Origin of the sequence: Acinetobacter sp. YH12132, from assembly GCF_013418645.1 — a bacterium.
In the GTDB taxonomy this organism is placed as follows: Bacteria; Pseudomonadota; Gammaproteobacteria; order Pseudomonadales; family Moraxellaceae; genus Acinetobacter; species Acinetobacter indicus.
In genome coordinates this window covers 1-8,366 of sequence record NZ_VPBR01000027.1, presented here as the reverse complement: position 1 = coordinate 8,366, position 8,366 = coordinate 1, and the positions used below count along the sequence as shown (strand labels likewise).

Here is an 8,366-nt window from a genome sequence, read left to right as displayed (position 1 = left end):
GTGTCTGAAACACTGATATAGCAATACATTGAGACTGGCCGTAAAGCTTTTTAAAAGCTTTTTAAAAGCTATTAAAAGCTTTTAATAAAGCTTTTAAAATTAGTAAATGAAAAAATAAATGAAAAATTGCCCTTGGTTTTCGCTACGCTCAAACTCTATTGAATCTCGCTTTCGCTCGATTCGTGGGGCAATTTTTAGTTAATATTCTTGTTACTTTAAGAAAAGGCAAAAGCAACTCGGAATTCGCTTCGCTCATAAGTTTTTTATGCTCGCTTCGCTCGGTCTAGGTGCAAAGATCAGCATGTGATCTACTTTCAATTTGTTGAAGCAAATATTTTAAAAAGCAGTTTTTCAGGGAGTCTAGGCGCAAATTTTCGTTGTGTCGCTCGTAGACACTCGCTAAAGAGGATCTGAGATGAGCAAAGATAAAAAAGATGAAGATTTGGTTTCTCTCTCGATGAAGAACTTCAACAAACCACGATGGTTTAGAGCCAATGAAGATGGTGTCTTTTGTGAAGTAACTTGGGAGGAGTTCTTTAAAAACCATGATGACCCAACAGGGTTAGAAGATTTTATGACAGATCGAGAGCAAGATACACCAAGAGATGTGGATTTATAGCGCATGGTTTGCTGTATTTGGCGTTTTATTGGTCATTCCTATTCTACCTATAGGTTTTAGTTTAAAGTGCCTTAAAACGCAAATGGTGAGCATTTAGACAACCCACCTCGTTTCGATATTCTGTTGGCAAGAATATCCGAGGGGGTCTAAAAAATGCTTATAACGTATGCACCGTAAAATTTTGTCGAAGTGCCGATTGCCAACCAACCAACACCAAACTTTAAAACGCTAATTTTATTCATAAAATCAGAAAATATTTATCCTATGGTGGATAACAACCTCGAAAAACTATGTCTTCAGAAGTTTAGTTTAGTTCGAGCGACCAACTCGAACAGCAGGGGAGACCAATCCCCATTTAACCTTTTTGACTCTCCTGTGGCTTTAAATCCACAGCCTTCAAGCACTATGACCATGCAGGAAGTAACACACTCAACTACAGTCCCCTATAGCCTCAACATCACTCTTTCGCAAAACCACGATTCCCTTAACAAGTCATTTCTGACAACGGTAGCTATGGTTTTTTAACCAACTTTTGATAAAACAACTCAAAAGAAAATTCTTATTGATTATCAATTTTACCTGTAATTATAGATTACTATCTATTTTACAAATAAAAACAACAACTTATTCAGAATTATTACAGTACAACTTCGGCAAAAATCTGCCTTATATGCGCTACTAAAGATCGCTCCAACACATCTATGTCGATAACTAAAAATTTAGTTATTCAAAAACTTAGGTGACAAAACCTAATGACATAAAAGTGCGTCCCAAGTTATCAATTGAAGTCTTAACAAGCAGTACGTTCATCCACTAAGTTTCTAAGCTTTTTCCTTGCTTTTCGGTACGCAGTTCCAAAATACCGATTCCGCAGCTTAAAAAATATCATCATGGGTAGAACACTTACTTAGCACAGTCGATGAGGATCTCTCCCCACCTTTAACACGTTTAAGCTATACATCGACCTTTCGAGCCAAAATGGAATGTCATCACGACAAATTCACCACCTGACCCAAAAGTGCCACTCTCGCCAGCTTTCACCTTGATCGCCTGTACCCTCTCGAATACCGCAGAAGCCATCGTGTGTGCCACGCACCTCGCCAAACCATAAAGATTCAGCGAAGAACGGTAGTTATTAACGCTACTCTCCATCTATGGATTTCACTCACTATTTCTTCAAAAGCAGGATTTCAGCCCTTTCAGCCTAGAATGGGGTTTAACCCATTCGCCACCTTTCGGTGATTCCGTTTCCTTGTCGCCCAACTTCAAGAACCAACAATGAAGTGGATTGAGTAGAATTTGAGGGTAGGCAAAAGCCACCCCTCATCAGCCCTCATCAAAGCGTACCGAGCTACGTTTCCGCAGCAGTCCGCTTCGTCAAGCAGTTTTCAGGCTGTCAACCTTTCCACTGTGAGCTGTTGAAAATCAAAATTTTTAGTGTGCCTAACGGCACACTAAAAAACGGTTAGGTCTTTTAGGTGCGTTGGTCAGACACACTTCACAACTGATGAGAAAATCATAATGCACAAAAAATATGCTGTCTAGGTGCGTTCGCATGGAACTACTTATTACCCTCTTACAAACACCGTCTAGAAGTCCTTAAAACTTGCTTCGCAAGTTCACCATAGCTTCGCTATGGAAAAAGCAAAAAACAGCTAAAAACCAAAAATCCTTTTACTCGATTACAATGCTAGTTTTTGATCAAAAAACAGCGTATTTTGTGAATTAACCCTTGATAACAATGATTGGAAATATTTTGGATGATAATTTTTAGTCCACACACAAAATTTACAATGCAACGGCTCGCTGACCATGTTGCCAATGGCGCATATTTTTATTTCAGCTTTGAGTACGACAGTTCTAAGAAATCCATTGAATCCGTTTTGGATAAGATGACAGAGCGTTATGAGTTGGGTATTTCACCAAGACAGCGTTCTTACCGCCTAGAAAAGGGTCATCCTATTTGCACGATGATCGTGCAAAGAGATGTCTTTAATGAAAATAAATGGTTTCTGTATTGCTTATTCACTACGCCTACAAGTAGAGATTTCAATACTTTCAACGGTATTGAGATTAATAAACTTGCCAAAGAGTCGGAGCGTTTGAAGATTCAGACTCTTAAAGAGAAGTACAAAGGCTTTAAGTGGGATCTTGATTCGATCTCAGCAGAAAAGACCTTGATTGCAGACTACTTCAAAGATAATGAGCCAAAACAATTTGTCTTAAAAAATCCAATTGCTGTCAAACCTACTGCCCTGGTGACTATGGAGCTTTTTAGAGATACGCATAAGACTTATAAACAGCTCATCTTGGGTGATGAAAAAGACTACAAAGACAGAGTAAGGGCTTATACGTGGACTTGGCGATATACAAAGCAAAGTATTGAAAAAATTAAAACTAAATTTACTGATTCTATTAATAAATTGGCTAGTCAAAAAAATAGTTCTCTAGCAGAGAAGAACCGAGCCGACATTAAAAATCTATTCCTGATGGTTGAAACATGGTCTGTTTTCAAAGCAAGCCGTTCCCAAGCAGGGCAGATTATCCATTTTGCACAGCGTTTTTTAAAGTACAGGTCTAAGAAGCAGAAAACATGGATGCAGATGGAAATTGCTACACCACACTTGACCTATCTACCCCGATTGCCGACCTATGCGGATACGATCCATGAATATAATTACAGACGTAATCTTTTTGATGAATATGGTGTGGAAGTGCCTTTGAAACTCATTAAAGACTACTATGGTGGTGGCTATTACAACATACCGATTCAAGCCTATGTAGCTAAAGAATTAGAAATGCGTGAGAATGGCAAAGCCATTGCTCAAAAAGCGGATGAGCTTTACTTACAAGTGCTTGAAAATGAGTAAATCCGCTAAGAGAAGCTATTAAATACGGACTTTGAATAGGTTCTAACATGCAATTTTTCAAAAAAGATTGAAAACCATTTTAAAGCTTTCGACTTAACCTTTTTTTACATCAATAATGGCTTCATTTAATGTCAGCATACTTTTTGAAACACCACCTTGTTGAGCTGGAGCGAAATTCTTTCAATTGCCAAGAATCTACTGATTCGTGGTATTGACCGAATTGTTTATAATAAGAGATATCTCCCTTAACCTCAACATTTCCCTTGTCAGGAGCTATATCATTGTTAATGATCTCCAACAACGTCGTTTTTCCACTTCCGTTTAACCCGACTACACCAATAATATCGTTCTTAAAAACAGTTAATTTATCAAAAGTAAAAAGAAGCTTGCCTCCAAAATATTTTTCTATTCCTCTCATTTTTATCAATTCCATACAATCGCCTCCCTTTCTAGCGATTAAGTTAATAAACATATTAAATCATTAATTAGTTTTTGTAGTTTAGAGAGTTTATTTCTTAGGGTTTCTATTCCTCAATTATTCCGTATCCTTCTGGTGCAGGAATCCCATGTTCCGAAGAACGACTGACTGATTCCCACTCTTTCCATGTAAATATACGTTTTTCTGCATTTTCAACAGCTAAATCATATACAAGGCTTCCCAGAACTAATCGGAGAGGCGGATTCTCACTATTAACCAGTTTCATTATAGCTTCGGCGGCTAACTTAGGATCACTATCCACCGATTCGTTTGAATATTGTTGGGCCAACTTTTCACGTAATGAATCATACTCTTTTTTCTGTGTAGTAAAACTCATTTTTAAGTATAGATTCGTCCAGTAACCTCCAGGTTCTACGATAGATACTTTTATACCAAAATGTGCAGCTTCTTGTGCTAAAGCCTCGCTAAATCCTTCTAAAGCAAATTTACTAGCGCTATAGATTCCCGACATTGGACCACTAATCAGTCCACCAATACTAGATATCTGGATAATATGACCTGATTCTTGTGCCCGCAAGTACGGCATAACAGCTTGACTTACCCATACTGTACCGAAGAAATTAGTTTCCATTTGGCTTCTAACTTCATCTTCACTAAATTCTTCAATCATTCCCATTACCATATTCCCTGCATTGTTAATGACAATATCGAGTCTTCCAAAATGTTTAATGGCAGTTTCCACTGTAGTCGAAACAGCACTTCTATCAGTAACATCAAGACTTAAAGGAAGTAACATTCCTTCAAACTGGCATTTTAACTCATTCAGTTTTTCAATATTTCTAGCAACACCAACAACCTTCTCTCCTGACTCCAATGCTTTTTTTGTGAATTCGTATCCTAGTCCACTGCTTGCACCTGTAATAAACCACACACGTGTATTTTCATTGTTATTAAATGTCATAAATAATCTCCTCGGTAGTGTTTCAAAAAGTATGCTGAAGAAAAAGCCGATTGGATTTTGATAAAATAGAGAAATGCAAATAACTCTAGCAATCAAATGTCCAACCTGCCTCAGTGATAGTATAAAGAAAAATGGTATCAAAGTAGATGGGAAACAAAACTATCAGTGCAAAGACTGTAAACGTCAGTTTATTGGTGATCATGCACTGAGCTATCTAGGATGTAAGTCAGGTATTACTCGTAAAATATTACAGTTGATGGTCAGAGGCAGCGGTATACGAGATATTGCTGAAGTTGAGCGCATCAGTATCGGTAAAGTTTTACGTACTTTAACTGAATCAACCTATGAAATTCAGCCTCAGCAAAGTCATTATGAATCTCTCGAAGTAGATGAGTTCTGGAATTTTGTTGGAAATAAAAAGAATAAACAATGGCTTGTTTTTGTTCAAAAGTCATATTTTACCTCGGAGAAACCGGACATTTTTATTGGTGAGAATATAGACACTTTAAATGGGTTCTAACACTCTCGTTTCGTATAACAGCCATTATGTTAAATGTATAACTTTATAAAGTGTTAATTTTAAAGTCTTCCAATGTTTTGCCTTTTTCTTCTAATAAATTATGAACAAACTCAGGCTCTAATTTCAGCATCAGTTCAATAGCATCATGGATTTTCCAAAATTGTAATTCAGGATGATCTATTATTTGGATTAAATGGTTTTTAATTAAAGGAATATATTCATCGTATTTTTCATCATCAATTAACCAAAATAAGCGACTAATATCAAATGGTTCTGTATTAGATATTTCTATAATCTTTTGTATAGGATGAAATATTTTTATTCTAGCCTGCTCACCAAATCCTAGATCAGCTTGGAATGCCCAATAACGAACAAAAGCGCTAAGTACATGCTGAAGTGTATCATCATAACCATGTAAACGATGATCTATATAACCATCTAATTTATTTTCATTTAATAAATTTACTAATGCATCAAAACCAGAGGATTGTCCCCAATTAGTCAGAAGTTTTGCTGCCTTAAATACAATATTTTCATCAGAAGAATTTAATAAATTTATGACTTGTTCTATACGATCTTCAGGAATATCTTCTGGATCTAAATCTGTTGCATCACATGCGTAATCTGCATGAGTAGGAACGTCATGCAGTAATACAGAAATTTCTTTATTCATTAAGTCACTCATTAATAATTATCTTAAGATTTCCTAAAATTAACATAATACACCTTATACGAAATGTGTTATAATTTTCCTTAGAAATCAATGCTGTAGTTTCTAGTTTATAGCCCAATCACACCCGATTGGGCTTTTTTTATGACTTTTCACGTTCCACGCTTAATAAGTAAGCAATGTTCCACACTTTTGTTTAGCTAAAAATAACAATAAAACCTTACTCATCTGTAAAAACTGCCCGAGCTAAACGGCCCAATAATCCCCTTTTTTTAGGTTCCGGTTCAACGTGTTCAGGAATAGGTATACGCTTGTTGTCTTCCCCAAAAGTAGTCAATGCGTCATAGTTCGACTCAATCTCTGGCCGAGGATCTGTTGCTATATTTAGATTAGTAGATTCATTTAGCTTACTAGTATTTTCTTGTTTTGGCTGTTCTAACGTGCCTTTAAACTCAATTCTATGAGTGAGATCTTCAATATGTTGCATCAAAGACTTTTCTCTTTGATTTGCTAAATCTAACTGATTTTTGAGTAAAGAAATTTGATCTTTTAATACATTTTCAATTTCAGACTGAACGTGTACCTGTACATCCTTCTGGACTTGTTCAGTACGTGTACTGGACTGAACACTGACTGGATTGCCATAAACTCTGATAAGTTCCGATAAGTCTATAAGTCCATCATGATCTCTTGATAATTCACCACTTTTTATAGATTCATAGATTGTTGTTCTTGATTTTTTAAAAGCTTTACTTGCGTCCATTATGCTAAATTTTGTTTTGTTCAATGTAATCCCTCAGCGCGTGTTTAAGCATGTTCATCTGAACATCTTAGCTGAACATATATCTTATTTTGAATTAAATCGTACTTTTCTAGGTATAGCAGCAATTTTTCAAACTTTTTGTTCAATAGTAAAGTCGATATTGAATTCTGCTAGTTTTTCAATCCATCTATTACCTTCGTTATTTTTAAAATCAATTTTTATTCTTTCTACTAATTCGTCTGTAGTCTCACCAGATTCTTTGAATCTCAAGCTCAATTCTTCACTTTGAATTATCGTTAAATAAACCATTTTTGCAGTTATTTTATTTTGCTCTTGGTTACTACCAGTTTCACTTTGTTGATTAGCTCCAATAGTTTTCTTTTTTCTAACTATAAAATTAACATGACTAGCTTTGCGTCCTTCTTTCTTGACTGCTTTAAACTCAATAGTAAGTTCTGTTTTAGAGTTAATGTCATCAATGTGGGGTTTAAGAATAGTACTTTTGAAATCTCTATATTCTGGGTATGAATTTTCTGCCAGACCTAAAGCACTTTTTAATTCTTTGATGGATACATCGAAATTAGACCGAAATTCATTTTGTACCAAGAATGGGTAAAGTTTTAAACCGTGACCATGTAAGGCAACAGCCGATTTAACTTTAAATTTTGTATACGAATTTTGTTTATTAAAAACATACATAATGTATAGGGCAAAATGCGTGAAAGAAATATAAAAACATCCATCCTTGTATGAGCATGTACTAATGAGTCTTGTTCGAATATCTCGATCTTTTCCAGGATGATAAAAAACTACACTGTGGTCGTAGAGAGCATCTACTACTCGGTTTAAGGCTACATAAGCACTGCTTGGCTTTAAGCCCGTCAATTCAGCATATTCTTTAGCTGTTACAGTGAATTCTGTTGTTTCATTGGGATCTGATGCTAGCCGAACTTTAGGGCTAAAAAAGAATAGCAATTTTAGAATATCGTCTTTTGGTGATTTCTCATGCTTCAATTGCCAGAAAATATTTTGAAAGACAGCATAGTCTTTTGGATAACGTTTGGCAGGTGCTGAAAGAGGAAAAAGAGATTTGTCATGTTCCTCAAAATTTTTAATTTTCTTTAATGATACAGCCATCTAAAATCACTATTCTTCTATTATGTGGTGGTATTTTTAATGCTACTTACCCCCACTTATTAAGTCAAGCATATCTTGATTACCACCTAACATTTCGCCCCCACTAACCTAACATTTCGCCCCCACTAACCTAACATTTCGCCCCCACTAACCTAACATTTCGCCCCCACTAACCTAACATTTCGCCCCCACTAAAAGTCAAAAACCTAACATTTCGCCCCCACTAAAAGTCAAAAACCTAACATTTCGCCCCCACTTTAGTGTCTGAAACACTGATATAGCAATACATTGAGACTGGCCGTAAAGCTTTTTAAAAGCTTTTTAAAAGCTATTAAAAGCTTTTAATAAAGCTTTTAAAATTAGTAAATGAAAAAATAAATGAAAAAT

General features: G+C 35.8%; 7 protein-coding genes and 2 pseudogenes. 4 read left to right on the top strand and 5 right to left on the bottom strand.

Annotated elements, in window-relative coordinates:
* Nucleotides 1-415 precede the first annotated feature (415 nt).
* From FTU67_RS13855 to FTU67_RS13845, 3 genes and pseudogenes are all read left to right on the top strand, one after another.
* The gene (locus tag FTU67_RS13855) at nt 416-619 is read left to right on the top strand and encodes a hypothetical protein (RefSeq protein WP_004968112.1); all 204 of its coding nucleotides are present in this window, start codon (nt 416-418) and stop codon (nt 617-619) included.
* A 1,793-nt stretch (nt 620-2,412) separates the two neighbouring features.
* Entirely contained in the window at nt 2,413-3,489 is a 1,077-nt protein-coding gene (locus tag FTU67_RS13850; RefSeq protein ID WP_225531288.1) for a hypothetical protein, read from the top strand.
* 45 nt (nt 3,490-3,534) lie between these two features.
* Nucleotides 3,535-3,618, top strand: a pseudogene (locus FTU67_RS13845) (IS1 family transposase); the annotation flags it as partial.
* Here the strand turns inward: FTU67_RS13845 and FTU67_RS13840 are convergent.
* Both FTU67_RS13840 and FTU67_RS13835 read right to left on the bottom strand, forming a co-directional pair.
* Nucleotides 3,611-3,961, bottom strand: a complete 351-nt coding sequence (locus FTU67_RS13840) for an ATP-binding cassette domain-containing protein (protein WP_180061894.1) — start codon at nt 3,959-3,961, stop codon at nt 3,611-3,613. The pseudogene FTU67_RS13845 and the gene FTU67_RS13840 sit on opposite strands and share 8 nt — an antisense overlap.
* A gap of 52 nt (nt 3,962-4,013) precedes the next feature.
* On the bottom strand, nt 4,014-4,889 hold the full coding sequence (locus FTU67_RS13835) for an SDR family oxidoreductase (protein WP_078081115.1): 876 nt from the start codon (nt 4,887-4,889) through the stop codon (nt 4,014-4,016).
* A 73-nt stretch (nt 4,890-4,962) separates the two neighbouring features.
* Between FTU67_RS13835 and FTU67_RS13830 the strand changes: the two are divergent.
* A pseudogene (locus FTU67_RS13830) lies at nt 4,963-5,331 on the top strand (IS1-like element ISAba3 family transposase); the annotation flags it as partial.
* A gap of 121 nt (nt 5,332-5,452) precedes the next feature.
* Here the strand turns inward: FTU67_RS13830 and FTU67_RS13825 are convergent.
* The 3 genes from FTU67_RS13825 to FTU67_RS13815 all read right to left on the bottom strand — a co-directional run bounded on the left by FTU67_RS13825 (nt 5,453) and on the right by FTU67_RS13815 (nt 7,979).
* The gene (locus tag FTU67_RS13825; RefSeq protein ID WP_005173627.1) at nt 5,453-6,082 is read right to left on the bottom strand and encodes a hypothetical protein; all 630 of its coding nucleotides are present in this window, start codon (nt 6,080-6,082) and stop codon (nt 5,453-5,455) included.
* A 217-nt stretch (nt 6,083-6,299) separates the two neighbouring features.
* Nucleotides 6,300-6,866, bottom strand: coding sequence for a plasmid replication DNA-binding protein (locus tag FTU67_RS13820; protein ID WP_225531289.1), 567 nt, complete (start codon nt 6,864-6,866; stop codon nt 6,300-6,302).
* Between the two features lie 105 nt (nt 6,867-6,971).
* A complete protein-coding gene (locus FTU67_RS13815) occupies nt 6,972-7,979 on the bottom strand; it encodes a replication initiation protein (RefSeq protein ID WP_004967300.1) in 1,008 nt (335 codons plus the stop codon).
* Nucleotides 7,980-8,366 lie beyond the last annotated feature (387 nt).